Source organism: Paraburkholderia sp. BL25I1N1 (assembly GCF_003002025.1).
In the GTDB taxonomy this organism is placed as follows: Bacteria; Pseudomonadota; Gammaproteobacteria; order Burkholderiales; family Burkholderiaceae; genus Paraburkholderia.
Genome location: NZ_PVZB01000027.1, coordinates 84,689 through 99,256 on the forward strand (window position 1 = coordinate 84,689; position 14,568 = coordinate 99,256).

At 63.6% G+C, this 14,568-nt stretch carries 13 protein-coding genes; 9 read left to right on the forward strand and 4 right to left on the reverse strand.

Features of this window, described 5'->3' with window-relative positions:
- Positions 1-80 precede the first annotated feature (80 nt).
- The 4 genes from B0G73_RS31820 to B0G73_RS31835 form a co-directional block, all read right to left on the reverse strand.
- Positions 81-1,124 carry a porin gene (locus B0G73_RS31820; protein ID WP_106285109.1) on the reverse strand — a complete coding sequence of 348 codons (1,044 nt, stop codon included), beginning with the start codon at positions 1,122-1,124 and terminating at the stop codon, positions 81-83.
- 232 nt (positions 1,125-1,356) lie between these two features.
- Positions 1,357-2,754, reverse strand: a complete 1,398-nt coding sequence (locus B0G73_RS31825) for a uracil-xanthine permease family protein (protein WP_258194028.1) — start codon at positions 2,752-2,754, stop codon at positions 1,357-1,359.
- A 162-nt stretch (positions 2,755-2,916) separates the two neighbouring features.
- On the reverse strand, positions 2,917-4,215 hold the full coding sequence (locus B0G73_RS31830; RefSeq protein ID WP_106285111.1) for an MFS transporter: 1,299 nt from the start codon (positions 4,213-4,215) through the stop codon (positions 2,917-2,919).
- A gap of 295 nt (positions 4,216-4,510) precedes the next feature.
- Positions 4,511-5,197 carry a GntR family transcriptional regulator gene (locus B0G73_RS31835; protein ID WP_106285112.1) on the reverse strand — a complete coding sequence of 229 codons (687 nt, stop codon included), beginning with the start codon at positions 5,195-5,197 and terminating at the stop codon, positions 4,511-4,513.
- Between the two features lie 133 nt (positions 5,198-5,330).
- Between B0G73_RS31835 and B0G73_RS31840 the strand changes: the two genes are divergently transcribed.
- From B0G73_RS31840 to B0G73_RS31880, 9 genes are all read left to right on the forward strand, one after another.
- A complete protein-coding gene (locus tag B0G73_RS31840; protein ID WP_106285113.1) occupies positions 5,331-5,735 on the forward strand; it encodes a carboxymuconolactone decarboxylase family protein in 405 nt (134 codons plus the stop codon).
- Between the two features lie 158 nt (positions 5,736-5,893).
- Positions 5,894-6,688 carry an alpha/beta fold hydrolase gene (locus B0G73_RS31845; protein WP_106285114.1) on the forward strand — a complete coding sequence of 265 codons (795 nt, stop codon included), beginning with the start codon at positions 5,894-5,896 and terminating at the stop codon, positions 6,686-6,688.
- A 113-nt stretch (positions 6,689-6,801) separates the two neighbouring features.
- Positions 6,802-7,545: an SRPBCC family protein gene (locus B0G73_RS31850; RefSeq protein ID WP_106285115.1), complete on the forward strand. Its 744-nt coding sequence runs from the start codon at positions 6,802-6,804 to the stop codon at positions 7,543-7,545.
- A 30-nt stretch (positions 7,546-7,575) separates the two neighbouring features.
- Positions 7,576-8,457, forward strand: coding sequence for a xanthine dehydrogenase family protein subunit M (locus tag B0G73_RS31855; RefSeq protein ID WP_106285116.1), 882 nt, complete (start codon positions 7,576-7,578; stop codon positions 8,455-8,457).
- A gap of 19 nt (positions 8,458-8,476) precedes the next feature.
- Positions 8,477-8,989: a (2Fe-2S)-binding protein gene (locus B0G73_RS31860; RefSeq protein ID WP_181196685.1), complete on the forward strand. Its 513-nt coding sequence runs from the start codon at positions 8,477-8,479 to the stop codon at positions 8,987-8,989.
- A gap of 4 nt (positions 8,990-8,993) precedes the next feature.
- Positions 8,994-11,360, forward strand: coding sequence for a xanthine dehydrogenase family protein molybdopterin-binding subunit (locus B0G73_RS31865; RefSeq protein ID WP_106285118.1), 2,367 nt, complete (start codon positions 8,994-8,996; stop codon positions 11,358-11,360).
- Between the two features lie 64 nt (positions 11,361-11,424).
- The gene (locus B0G73_RS31870) at positions 11,425-12,153 is read left to right on the forward strand and encodes an enoyl-CoA hydratase/isomerase family protein (protein WP_106285119.1); all 729 of its coding nucleotides are present in this window, start codon (positions 11,425-11,427) and stop codon (positions 12,151-12,153) included.
- A gap of 147 nt (positions 12,154-12,300) precedes the next feature.
- Positions 12,301-13,968, forward strand: coding sequence for a UbiD family decarboxylase (locus tag B0G73_RS31875; RefSeq protein WP_106285120.1), 1,668 nt, complete (start codon positions 12,301-12,303; stop codon positions 13,966-13,968).
- Positions 13,955-14,551 carry a UbiX family flavin prenyltransferase gene (locus tag B0G73_RS31880; protein WP_106285121.1) on the forward strand — a complete coding sequence of 199 codons (597 nt, stop codon included), beginning with the start codon at positions 13,955-13,957 and terminating at the stop codon, positions 14,549-14,551. Before B0G73_RS31875 ends, B0G73_RS31880 begins: the two co-directional genes overlap by 14 nt.
- Positions 14,552-14,568: the final 17 nt, after the last annotated feature.

The following is a 14,568-nucleotide window of genomic DNA, read 5'->3' on the forward strand; positions in this document are numbered from 1 at the left end:
GTGCCGTGCGCCGCACTCCTCCGTGCCGTCAATCGCGGATTGCGCGAGGCATTCGCGCGCGCGTCGCAACACGCAAGCGATCAGAATTGCGTGCGAAGACCGCCGCCGATCGTGGTGCCGGTCGACATCCTGCTCGCGCGATCGGACAACACCGCCGCATAGACGTCGGTCCGTTTCGACAACGGATAGTCGTACGAGAGCGCCCACGTATTGCGATAAACCGAGCTATGGCCGGAACTCTTCGAATAGGCGTCCGAACCAAGAATCCTGCCGACGCCCACTGGAACCGCGAAGCCGATCTGGCCGGTGTCGATGCCGACGTCGCCGGTCGAGATGGCATCCCGGATGTGCTGGTACTGGCCGTAAAGCTTCAGGAAATTCATGTCGTACGACACGCCGAGATTCACCACCGACTGCGTCGTCAGTCCGGGCAACACCGTGCCGAGGTCGCCGGCGTTCAGGCTGTACTTGATCTGCTGATACACGACCGACGTCGCGAACCCGCCGTTGTTGTACGAGGCCTGGCCGCTCCACTTGTTCTGGCCGAGATGGCCGGGCTCATTGCCGAACGAGTACATAGCTCGCCCGACGAGGCCGTTGTACGACGGCGAGGCGTAGTACACGGAGTTCCACCATTCGCCCGCGTTGCCGAACACGCCCTGGCCGTTCACGCCTACGTAGCTTTGCAGCACGATCGGCGAGAACACGAACGAGTTGAAAAACGGATTGAACGTGATCGTCGAAAACCATAACAACGGCGGGATCAGACCGGCGGTCGCCGTACCATAGCGGCCGGTCACGCCGACATACGCGTTACGCGAGAACAAACCGTCATGCGGGAATCCCGTGCGGCCCATCGCACCGGTCTGGATATTGAAGTAGCCTTCGAGGTCGAAAACGACCTTCGTACCGCCGCCAAGGTCCTCCGTCCCGCGCAAGCCGAAGTACGGCGCCGTCATGCCGCCGTTGCCGGCAATCACGCTCGACTGACCGTTCATCGGCTTCTTGTAGCCGACGAACGCATCGAGAAGCCCATAGAGCTGTACGCTCGATTGCGCGTGCGCCGCCTCGGCAAACAGCGCAGCGCCGACCACGAGCGCTGCTACCCCGAATTTCAATTTCATCTTTGTCTCCCGCCTGTCCAAACCCGGATTCATGGCTGTGAAGCGGTGTGCGCTCGAACACATTGAGATGCGTCGAAGCAGGCCCTTCTGTTCCGCTCTCTTTATTGATAAGTGTTACTAAATATCAGATCATCAATACCGTCTTCCCAGACGTTCTCGCACGATCGGCAAAACGGATTATGTGGAGATAGTTCCAGACGGACAGTCCACCCGGACCGATTCGTCGCCTTATCTATGTCTGATTCTGTGTGCGCGACGCTGCGGCCGACGGCGTGTTCGACGCCTTCTGCTTCGAGCAAAGAAGCGAGTGCAGTACGACGAGAGTCAAACCGCCAGAAATCACCGGCTGCTGAAGCACGAGCTGGAGCATCAGCGGCATTGCATAAATGACTTCCGGCGAGATGAAGAGGCCGCCGAGACCAACGAGAAACGCAAGCCCTGACGCGATCAGCCGGCGATCGTCCCACTCCACCTGCGCGAGGATGTGCACACCGTGCATGAAGACGATGCCGAACAGCAGCGTCGCGGCGGCCGAAATCACGGGGATCGGCACGACGACGAGCAACATATCGAACTTCACACAGCCGCCCAGCACGATCAGGAGAATGCCGGCAGCGAGTGTCACGTAGCGCGAGCCGACGCGCGTCGCGCGCAGAATGCCGATATTGTCCGGATACGCAATCGTGCTGAAGCCGCCGCAGACCGCGGCGAAGACCGAGCCGAGGGCGACGCCAAAGAGCCCTTCGGACATGCGGCCCGGACTCAAGGTCTCGTCGCCCCATTCGGCGACGGCCTGGTACAGCGCCATCGACCCCATGCCGGCAGGAATCAGCACGAGCAGGAACACCGCGACGAGATCGGGGCGCACGCCGAAGCCGAACGGAAAGATGCGCGGCTCGACAAGTAACGGCGCAGCCGCCACCGCCGCGAATGACACCGGCTGGAATAGCGTATAGGCCAGCGTGCCGAGCGCGAGGCCGAGCAGGATCGCGACGCGCCGCAGGCGTAGTCCGCCCCACAGCATCGCGAATACGATACCGGCCACCGCGACGGCGCCCGAAAGGAGGTTCACGACCGGAAAGCCCGGGCTTCTGGGGTTGCCGATCCAGGTCGGCAGCGCGACGCTTGCAATCTGCACCACGATCAGCATCACGATCATTCCGGAGATGATCGGCAGGCGCAAATGCCGCGCGAACATGCCCGCCACGCTGCGCCCGCGGATCGGCACCGTGAGCAGGCACCAGATCAGCGAAGCGGCAAAGAACGACCCGAATGCAGTACCAAGGCCGCCCGCCTGCAAATGGCCGACCGTCAAAAGCGCGCCAAAGCTGCCTGCGTAGGGACCCTGCGCGATCGGTAAGCGCAACAGCAGCACCGATTGCAGAATCGTAATGATCCCGCACGCCATGAAGGTCATCCCGTACAGGTATGCGATCTGCGGATCGGATAGATGAAATGAACGGCCCAGCAGTCCGGGAAAAACGAACATGCCCGTCATTCCGAACACGTTCTGCAGTGCGAGCACAGCCAGTTGCGGCAGCGGCAAACGCTCGCTGATTCCGATATCGAAGACGCGTGCCGGCGGACTGTCCGCGGTGCTCGCTCGCGTTGAAACGCCGGGTTTCGGCATGTGTGTACTCAAGGTGTGTTCCATTGGACCAAAACGAAAACCTGCCTGGCGACACCCGTCCGCCTCCGGCACGCCGCTTTCGTCCTTCGAATGCGGTCGCCCGAAGGAAGCAGCTGCATCCCAACGGCGGATGAATTGCTCGCCGTATGTCTGCAGCGACCCTCAGTTGTCGAGCGGAACGCCCTTTGTCTCGGGACCGAACCAGATCGATACCATGCCGACCACAAAGAGGAGCGACACCGCAGCAGACGCCGCGGGAAACGACCCGAACTTTCCGACCACCGCGTTGCCGGCGATCGGGCCGATACTCGTCAGCGCACGGGCCATGTTCCAGCAGAAGCCCTGACCTGTCGCGCGCACTCGGGTCGGGAAAAGTTCCGGCAGATAAGCGGCGAACGTGCCGAATGCGCCAATGACGAAATAACCGTACACGGGCATCAGCCATAGCACTCCGCTGACATCGTGCACCGTCAGAAACAGCACAAGCGACACGATGAGCGATCCTAACGAAAAGATGAAGTACGACATGCGCCGGCCGAATGCGTCGAGCATCCAGATCAGCGTCAGATAGCCGAGCGTCGCGCCGATCATCATGAGAATGAACGCGTAGCTGACCGTATCGCCGACGTCGCGATGATCCGTGGCCGCAGCCGACAGTTGATGAATCCAGCTCGGCAGAAACGTGAGACCGCCCCAGCAGCCGAGCATGGCGGCCGACGAAACGACCACGCCGATGATCGTCTTGCGCCGCAGTCCGGGCGCGAAGATCGCGGTGAAGGTTTGCATCGCCGATTCGGCGATGACGCTGTCGCGCACCTGCACCCAGCGCTGCGGCTCGGGCACGAAGCGGCGCACGAGAATTGTCACGAGCGCGGGCGCGGCGCCCACGCCGAGCACGACGCGCCAGCCGAAGCGGCCGAGCAGCAGATTGTCGAGCGCTGCGGCGAGAAAGCCGAACGCGAACGCCATCTGCATGATCTGCATGGCGCGAGCGCGTTGTCGGCCCGGCCACGATTCGGCGACGAGCGCAGCGCCTGCAGCCCATTCGCCGCCGATGCCGAAACCGGCCATCGCCTGCGCGACGGCAAGCTGCGGCCACGTTTTTGCGAATGCGCTCAGCAGCGTGAAGGCCGCGTAGATCAGGATGGTCCAGCCCATGATGCGCGAGCGGCCGAGCCGGTCGGCGGCCACGCCGAAAAGCACGCCGCCGATACCCCACGTGAGCAGCTTGCCCGCGATGATGTAGCTGCCGATCTTGCTGATTTCCGTTGCGTCAGTGCTGTGCAGCAACTGGCCGACGCTTGGCACGAGGACGAGCGTGAAGAGATTCAGGTCCATCGAGTCGAACATCCACCCGAGGAACGCCGAAATCAGCGCCAGCCACTGGCAGCGCGACAACCTGAAACCCTGCGCGTCGGCCAAAGCCACCGACGCCGCCTTGGCGCTCTGCGATGTGCCCATTGTTTCCCGTCTCCTGATCTACCGCCGAAAAGGGCGAGCGATTTGATTGACACGGGTCTCATGGCCCGCTTATGTCACTGGGCGCAGTATAGCGTAATGCAATGAGATTGCAATACAGATTATTGTATTACGGTCTGGGAATCGACTGATTGTCAGTCGAACAACGGTCGCAGGACGGGCAGAGCGGGCAATTCGCGCAGGCCGCCCCGCTGCTACCCGAACCTTCTCACGGCCGTGCCCGTTGGACCGGGCACGAAGCAGTTCCGGGCAACGCGCGGTCGGTCGACTGATCGTTCTAGGTATTAACCGCTACAGCCAGCACTTCAACCGCCAGCCGTTCGGCCTGTTCGACATGGTGCTTGCACGCCGCCGCAGCAGCGTCGGCGTCGTTGCGCATGACGGCGTCGACGATCATCGCGATCTCGTCGTAACTCCGCTGAAGGCGCCCTTCCTGTGAGAGCGTCGTCGCTCGCAACATCATGACTCGCGTATGGACGAGACGCAGCATCTCGGTCAGCACCGGATTGCCGGCGCCTTCGAGCATCACGTCATAGAACTGCGCCTTCTGCTTCAGGAAGAGCATAGTGCCCTCCTGCCCCTGCATGTCCCGCATCGACTCCAGTTCCTTCAACGCCATATTCAGCGCACCGCGCTGCGCGTCGGTCGCCCGTTCGGTGAACTGGCGGCCCGCCAGCGCCTCAAGTACCGCGCGCACTTCGTAAAGACCCCGCGCCTCGTCCGCTGTCATGACGGAGACGATCGGACCTTTGTGGGGAATGATCTGCACAAGCCCTTCGGCCACTAGTTGACTCAACGCCTCACGTACGAGCGTCCTGCTTACGCCAAGCATTTCGCAGAGTTCACGCTCGATCAGCCGGTCGCCCGGCTTGAACGTGAGATCACTAATACATGCGCGCAAACCGTCGATCACTTGCTGGCGCAGCGTTGCCACCGGCCGCACTACCAGTCTGTTGGTATTCATTCCGTCCCTTTGCCGTAAAAATAACGAGCCGCTGTTCTTCGTAATACAATCATATTGACATTCGACAGTGAAGCTCCGATACTGCCTCTCATTATACAATCCTACAACCGCTGGATAAACCCGAAGGATACTCATGGAAGACATCACGCTATCCGAACGTCGTGCCATCGGCGCCAAGATCCGCAAGGAAGTGCTGGGCGCGAGCCACACACAGAGCAACGCGACCCCCCATCTGTTCGACAACGTGTTCCTCGAATACACGGAAGACGTGTGCTGGGGCAACGTGTGGAACCGCGAGGGCCTCACGCGCGCCACGCGCAGCATGCTGAACCTGGCCATGCTGGCGTCGCTCGGCCGCTGGCACGAATTCGAAGTCCATACCCGCGGCGCAGTGAACAACGGTGTGACGGAACAGGAAATTGCCGAGGTCGTGCTGCAAGCCGGCGTCTATGCAGGCATTCCTGTCGCGGCAGAAGGGTTGCGCCGAGCGAAGGCCGTCGTGCTCGACCTGAAAGCAAAAGCCGCGGCGACTGCCTGATTGGTGTGCGATTCGCCGAGGCCCCCCGCGATACGTCGCCTCATTCCACGCTGTATGCCTCGTGGTCCCGAGGGGAGCAGGCGTTACGCGCGGCGGGTTGCCGGCCCGGTAGCCGAGCGCGAAGCACCTGTCTCCCCCGCGCATTTCCCGTATAAGCCATGTCTCATTCAACTTTCTGCGAAATTCAGGCCGGCCGCATTGCCTACTCCCGTCGCGGCACGGGCCGGCCGCTGGTTCTTCTTCACCCGATCGGCGTCGAGCGGAGCTGGTGGGACGAATACGTCGACCATTGGGCTGCATCGTATGACGTCGTTGCGATCGACATTCGCGGCCACGGCGAGTCCAGCTTCGTCACTTCGCCCGTTACGCTCGCCGACCATGCGGCCGACGTCGCCGCCGTGCTGCGCAAGGAGCGCGTGAGCGGTGCCACGCTGATCGGCGTCTCGATGGGCGGCATGATTGCGCAGCGTATCGCGATCCAGTTTCCGGAACTCGCCGGCGCGCTGATTCTTTGCGGGACGGCCGGCGGCTTCCCCGACGAAGTGCGCCCGCGCATTCTCGCGCGCGGCGACATGAGCCGCCAGGGCTCAATGTCCGAAGTGATCGACGACACGATCGCGCGCTGGTTCGCCGCCGACACGCCGCGCCCAGGCCTCGTCCAGAAATGCCGCGCGCGTCTCGCCGCCGACGACTGGTATAGCTGGAGCGCGAACTGGCAGGCGATCTCGCTGCTCGACAATCTCGCCGAACTGCCGGCAGTGAGCGCGCCGGCGCTCGTCGTCGCGGGCGATGCCGACGCAAGCATTCCGCCAGCGCTATCGCAGAAGATCGCCGATGCTTTGCCGGATAGCCGTTTCGTCGTCATTCCAGGCGCCGCACATTTTGGCGCATTCGACATGCGCGAAATCTTCGCAACGGTATTCGACGATTTTCTGTCGAGCCTTGCTCAATGAAATGAGACGCTAGCCCGCCCGCACGCGAGGACAATCTCACGCGCCGTGCGGCTCGGTAGTGACCGAATAAGTGGAGCGGCGCCCGCCCGGGCCGATCGCTCCGAGGAGGCAGTATGGCAATCACAATCCGCTCGTCTTTCACCGTCGATGCACCGCCCTCGGACGTCTGGAAGACCATGATCGACATCGAACGGTCCGCGCCGTGTTTTCCGGGCGCGGAACTCAAGGAACAGCAGCCCGACGGCAGCTACAAGGGTGGCTTCACCGTCAAGCTCGGTCCGCTCACGCTCAAGTTCGCGGGCAAATTCAAGATCGCTGAACAGAACGACGCCGGGCGCACGGTCGTGGTGTCCGCAAGCGGCACCGACACGAAAGGCCGGGGCGGCGCCGATGCGCAGATCAACGCCGCGGTCACCGACGCGGACGGCGGCAAGACAAAGGTCGACGTCGTTTCGGACGTGAACCTGTCGGGCACGGTCGCGCAGTACGGTCGCGGCGCCGGGATGATCGAGGCGCTCTCGCAGCAACTGCTGAACCAGTTCGCGAAAAATCTGACCGCGCTGATCGAGTCGGACGCGGCCTACGCCGCCGAGACCGCCGCACCTGCGCAAGCCACCGAATCCGCTCAGATCGGTCAAGCCACTCAAACCGCAGCGCCGGACACGGCTAGCGAGCCCGGCGTGCCGAACACAGCTGCCACGGCGGATGCGCCGCGCCCGGCCGCCGAGGCGCGCCGCCCGCCGCCCGCACCTGCGCCGGTCGTGCCGCTCGACGCAGGTGCTCTGATGCGCAAGGCAATGTGGCAGTCGATCCGGAATTTCTTCGCGCGGCTCTTCGGCGTCAAACAGCATCATTGAAGAAGCCCCCGCTGCACTATCGGAGCACGCATGAAACCCAGTGAATTTAAGTATCACGCGCCGACCACCGTCGACGAAGCCGCGCAGTTGCTCGGCACGCTCGAGGATGCGCGAGTGCTCGCCGGCGGCCAGTCGCTGATGCCGATGATGAACTTCCGCTATCTGATGACGAGTCACCTGATCGACCTGAACGGCGTCGAGGCACTGACCCGTATCGAGGAGCGCGATGGCCGCCTTCACATCGGCGCGATGGCGCGGCAGCGCGACATCGAACTGTCGCCGCTCGTCACGAAACGCGCGCCGCTGATCCGCGAAGCGTACCAACTCGTGAGCCACAAACAGATCCGCAATCGTGGCACGCTCGGCGGCAGCCTGTGCCAGCTGGATCCGTCGTCCGAGCAGCCGTGCTTTACCGCCGCGCTCGACGGCGTGCTGACGATCGCACGCTATGAGGACGGCGCCGTCACGCACCACGAGTTGCCGATGTCCGAGTGGGCGCTGATGTACATGACGCCCGCACTGGAAGAAGGCGAACTGCTCGCCGGCATCTCGCTCGACATCTGGCCCGAAGGCCACGGCTACGCATTCGAGGAATTCGCGCGGCGTCACGGCGATTACGCCATCGTCGGCGTCGCGGCGCTCTGCACCGCCGACGGACAAGGGCATCTCGACCGCGTTTCGCTGACGATCTGCGGCGTCGCGCCCGGCCCCGTGCGGATGTACGACGTCGAAACCGCCCTGCTCGGTCGCCCGATGGACGAAAGCGCGCTGCGCATCGCGAGCGACGCCGCACGCGCGCTCGACGTGATGACCGACGCTCACGTGAGTACCGACTACCGCCAGCATCTCGCCGGCGTCCTGACCGAAAGAGCGCTGAAGACAGCGTTCTCGCGCGTCGCAAGACAATCGTAGAGTGACAAAGGAGATGGACATGGAGACTCGTACTGTCAGAGTCGTCGTCAACGGCACCGCTTACGAGCGCGAAGTCGAATCGCGCCGCATGCTCGGTGACTTCCTGCGTCACGACCTCGAACTCACCGGCACGCACTACGGTTGCGAACACGGCGTATGCGGCGCCTGCACCGTGCTGATCGAAGGCCGCACCGCGCGCGCCTGTCTGACGCTCGCAGCTCAGGTGAACGGCCGCTCGCTGACCACCGTCGAAGGACTCGCTCACTCGGATGGCACGCTCAACGAGCTGCAAAAAGCCTTCAGCGAAACGCACGCGCTGCAGTGCGGGTTCTGCACGCCCGGCATGCTGATGACGCTGACCGAACTGCTGAGCGAAACGGATGCGCCGAGTGAAGCCGAGATCCGCGAAGCGATCACGGGCAATCTGTGCCGCTGCACGGGCTACCAGCCGATCGTCGCCGCGGCTCTGCTCGCCGCGCAACGCATCCGCGACCAGCGTGCCACCGCACCGACGGCACACGCCACGGAGTAACACGATGGAAATTTCCGACCTGAAAGGCGCGCCCACCGACCAGCGGTTCATCGGCAAGCGCGTCGCGCGCACCGAGGACAAAAAGCTGCTGAAGGGCCAAGGCTCTTACGTAGACGACGTGCATCTGCCGAACCTGCTGCAGGCTGCCGTGCTGCGCAGCCCGCATGCGCATGCGAAGATCGTCTCGATCGACTGCACCGCCGCCCGCGAACTCAAGGGCGTGCACGCCGTCTACACGCATGCGGATCTTAGCGGCCGGGCACGTGGCCGCGCACCGTCGATGCTGCCGAATCCGGCGATCCGCTTCGAACGCACCCAGGAACTGCTCGCCTCGACGGAAGTCACGTTCGCGGGCGAAGCGGTGGCGTTCGTCGTCGCGGACAACCGCTACATCGCGGAAGACGCGTGTGGTCTGATCGAGATCGAGTACGACATCCTGCCCGCCGTCGCCGAATGCCGCGCCGGTCTGCTTCCCGAGTCGCCGCTGTGCCACACCGATGCGAAAGACAACGTCGTCGCGCATATCGAAATGGGTTTCGGCGACATCGACGCAAGCTTCAAAGACGCGCCGCATGTCGTCGAGGCAACCTATTGGCAAAACCGCGGTTCCGCGCATCCGATGGAAACGCGCGGTTACCTCGCGGAATATCACGCGACCAACGGCGAATTGACTGTCTGGTCGTCGGGTCAGGCGCCGCACCACGAGAAAAAGAACCTCGTCGAACTGCTCGAGTGGGACCCTGAGAAGCTGCGCGTGCTAATGAACGACGTGGGTGGCGGGTTCGGTCCGAAGCTGCCGTTCTATCCGGAAGAGGCGCTCGTTGCGATCGCGGCGGTGGCGCTCAAGCGTCCGGTCAAATGGATCGAGGACCGCCGCGAACACTTCCTCGCGGTCACTCAGGAACGCGACCAGTGGTGGACCGTGCGCATGGCGCTCGAAAACGACGGCAAGATCCGCGGGGTGCAGCTCGAGATGGTGCACGACAACGGCGCTTTCCTGCCGTGGGGCATCATTACCCCCTACATCTCGATCACAACGACGCCAGGTCCGTACGTGATCCCCGCGATGCACGCCAAGCTCGACGTCGTCTACACCAACAAATGCGCGACCTCGCCGGTGCGCGGCGCGGGCCGTCCGCAGGCCGTATTCGCCATGGAGCGGATTCTCGACAAGGCCGCGCACGCGCTCGGCATGGACCGTGCGGAGTTGCGCTGGCGCAATCTGATCCAGCCGGAACAGATGCCGTACGACGCGGGCTTCATCTACCGCGACGGCAGCCCACTGCGTTATGACAGCGGCGACTATCCCGCCTGTCAGAAAGCAGCGCTCGAGCGTGCGAACTACGCGAGCTTCGCCGGGCGCAAGGCCGAAGCGCGCCGCCAGGGCCGCTTCATCGGCATTGGCATGGCGAGTTTTGTCGAAGGCACCGGCATGGGTCCGTTCGAGGGCGCGACGGTGCGCGTGCAGGCAACCGGCCGCGTCGTGGTGATCACGGGCGCATCGCCGCAAGGTCAAGGCCACAAGACGACCTTCGCGCAGATCTGTGCAGAACAGCTGAACGTGCCCCTCGAAACGATCGACGTCATTACCGGCGACACAGGCGGCATCTCGATGGGCGTCGGAACGTTCGCGAGCCGCGCAACCGTCAATGCCGGCAACTCGGTCTACATCGCCGCGCAGGCTGTCGGCGAAAAGATGCTCACGCTCGCCGCGCACCTGTGGAAGTGCGAAACCAGCGACCTCGTGCTCGTCGAGGGTCATGTGGCACGCCGCTCGGGCATCGAACAGCGTATGAGCTACGGCGAACTCGCGAAAATCTCGCAGGGCATGCCCGGTTTCACGATGCCTGAAGGCCTTACCGCCGGCCTCGAGGAAACCAAATACTTTTCGCCCGCGCAGTCGACGTATTGCAACGGCACCGCCGTCGTCGAACTCGAAGTGGATCGAGAGACCGGCCATATCAACATTCTCAACTACGTGATGGCGCACGACTCGGGCAAGCTCATCAATCCGATGATCGTCGACGGCCAGGTGATCGGCTCGGTCGCGCACGGCATCGGCAACGCGACGCTCGAATGGATGCAGTACGACGAGAACGCGCAGCCGACCACGACGAACTTCGGCGAATACCTGCTGCCGATGGCGACCGACGTGCCGAACATCGACATCGTGCACCTCGAGATGCCGTCACCGCTGAACCCGCTCGGCGTCAAGGGCGCGGGTGAAGGCGGCACGATTCCGGCCGCGGCGGCGATCGTCGCGGCCATCGAGGACGCGCTCTCGGAATACGGCGTCGAATTCACCGAAGCGCCGCTTGTCCCGCAGCGCGTGTTCCAGAAACTCAAGGAGGCCGGCGCCTACGTGCGCTGACCTGCGCAGCGCCGGCTCGTCGCCGGCGCCAACTCCCTGTTTTCATTGTTTGGACCTCTTCTCCATGACGACCGAATTCACCGTAGCGCTCCACGAATCCGAATACCGGATCACCCTTGCCCAGCCGGAACTTGGCAACATGCTGACGCTCGACGCGATGCGCGAGCTGGCCGCCGAAATCCGCAAGGCCGGCCGCGACAGCGCCGTAAAAATCATCCGGATCCGCGCATCCGGTCCGGCGTTCTGCCGCGGCCGCGCAGTCAGCGCACCGCCCGCCACGCCGCCGACGTCCGCGCAGTTCCGCCGCAACGTGGCCGATCCGATTCTCGACGTGTACCGCGCGATGCACGAAAGCGAAGTGCCGCTACTCGCCGAAGTACAAGGCGATGCCGAAGGTTTTGGCTGTGCGCTCGTCACCGCCTGCGACATGGCCGTCGCCTCGGACAGCGCGCGCTTCAGCCTTCCCGAGTTGCAAAAGAACCTGCCGCCCACGCTCGTGCTGTCGGTGCTGCGCTACAAGGTTCCGCCGAAAGCGTCCGCGCACATGGTCTACCTGACCGAGACCATCGACGCCGCGAATGCGCGCGAGTGGGGCATCGTCGCCGAAGTCGTGCCAGCCGCGCGCCTGAGCGAACGCGCCGACGCGATGGTCGCCTCGATCTGCACACGCGACCGGATTGCCATCGCGGCCTTGAAGACGTACTTCCGCGAGATCACGATTCCCGACTTCTCGCTGGCGAGCGAAGTAGCGGGCGCTTCGCTCGCGAACGCAATGACGTCGATGCGTCGTTAAGACGCGAGCGCTTCGTCAGCGAGGCGCCGTCGCGCCTTCGCGCGGTACCCACGGAACACATCGAACGCGCAATACCCTCCCCGCGTCGGGCAACACTTCAAGCATTACGGGCGCCGCGCAACGCGGTGCTACACGGGACTTCTAGCCATGGCTGAACAAGACACCACTTCCACGTCTGCCGCGAACCCGGGTTACGCGGACCTGCACGAACACATCGCGCGCCTCGAAGCAGCTGGTTTGCTGTACCGGATCGACGAGCCCGTCAATAAAGACACCGAAATGCACCCGCTGGTGCGCTGGCAGTTTCGCGGCGGCATTGCTGAAGCGGATCGCAAAGCTTTTCTCTTCACGAATATCGTCGACAGCAAAGGACGGAAGTACGACATTCCGGTGATCGTCGGCGGCATCGCCGCAAATCCCGAGATTTATCGGATCGGCATGAACGTGCCGACGCTCGACGACATCGGCGACGCCTGGAACCGCGCGATCGACAATCCGGTACCGCCTACACTCGTTGAAAGCGGCCCCGTGCATGACATCGTGATCGAAGGCAAAGATCTCGAAGGCCCGGGCAACGGACTCGAATCGCTGCCGCTGCCGATCTCGACGCCGGGCTTCGATGCCGCACCGTACATGACCATGACAGGTGTGATCTCGCGTGATCCGGACACCGGCGTGCAGAACATGGGCACGTACCGCGGCCATCTGAAGTCGGCGACGCGTCTGGGCATGATGATGCTTGTGAACCTGCGCGCCGGCGGTCTCGACCACTGGCGCAAGTATGCGGCGAAGGGCGAGAAGATGCCGGTCGCCATCGTGCTCGGCGCGCCGCCGCTCGTCGCGTTCCAGGGGCCGCAGAAGCTGCGCCCGAACGTCGACGAACTGAGCGTCGCCGGCGGCCTTGCCGGTGCGCCGATTCGCGTCGTCAAGGGCCGCACCGTCGATCTGCTGGTGCCGGCCGAGGCGGAAGTCGTCGTCGAAGGTTATGTCGATCCGCAATATCTCGAACCGGAAGGTCCGTTTGGCGAAAGCCATGGCTACGTGGCGCTGGAGGATTACAACCTCTCGATCGAAGTCACGGCGATCACGCGCCGCAAGGACGCGGTGCTGACCTCGATCATCTCGCAGGTCACGCCGTCCGAATCGAGCGTCATCAAGCGTCTCGCCTACGAGCCGATGTTCCTGCGCCACCTGCGCGATCAGCTCGGCATTCGCGGCATCAAGAAGGTTGCGCTACACGAGCCGCTAACCAATCTGCGCCGCTTCGTGTTCCTGCAGTTCGAACGCGGCGCGAAGCGCACCGAAGTCTGGCGCGCGCTGTACGGCACGATGTCGCTGCAGGCCGCGATCGGCAAATTCGTGATCGCCATCGACGACGACATCGATCCGGACAACGCCGACGCCGTATTCTGGGCAATGGGCTACCGCTGCAATCCGGTCGAAGACGTGAAGCTGATTCCGTTCCGCGAGCCGGGCCACGGTCCGCGTTCGGACCACGACACCGGGCTCGACTCGGCCATGCTGGTCGACGCGACCATGAAAGCGCCAATGCCGCCGCTCGCGCTGCCCAAAAAGGAATACATGGAGAACGCCAAGGTGCTGTGGGAACGCCTTGGCCTGCCGAAGCTGAAACCGGAGTCGCCGTGGTACGGCTACTCGCTTGGTGACTGGACCGACGAATGGGACCGCAACGCCGAGCAGGCGACGCGCGGCGAATGGATGCAGCGCGACGCGTCCTACCAGGCTCGCCGCAAGAGCGGCGTCGAACCGAATTCGCCGGTACGCGGCATCGAGGGCCATCATGGCGACGAATAACGGCACGCCGGAACGGATCATCGTCGGCATCACCGGCGCGTCGGGCGTGATCTATGGAATTCGCGCGCTCGAGTTACTCGCCGAGGCCGGCATCGAGACGCATCTCGTAATCAGCAAGGCCGCCGAGCTGACGATGACGTACGAAACCGACTTCCGCGCGGCCGATTTGCGCGAACGCGCGTCGAAGTGGTATGCGCCCGCGGACATCGGCGCGGCGATTTCGTCGGGCTCGTTCAGAACGAAGGGCATGCTGATCGTGCCGTGCTCGGTGCGCTCGATGAGCGAGATCGCCACCGGCATTACGAGCTCGCTGATCAGCCGCGCAGCGGACGTGGTGCTTAAGGAGCGCCGGCGTCTCGTGCTCGGCGTGCGCGAAACGCCCCTGCACGGCGGACATCTGCGCACGCTCGTCCAGCTCTCGGACATGGGCGCGATCATTGCGCCGATCGTCCCGGCGTTCTATTCGAAGCCGCAAACGATCGCCGACATCGTCGATCACACGGTCGCCCGCATGCTCGATCTGTTCGACATCGAAACCGGTGTGGTCAAGCGCTGGAAGGACCAGCCGCAGCAGGAGTCGTAACCCACGCGTCGCCCCGC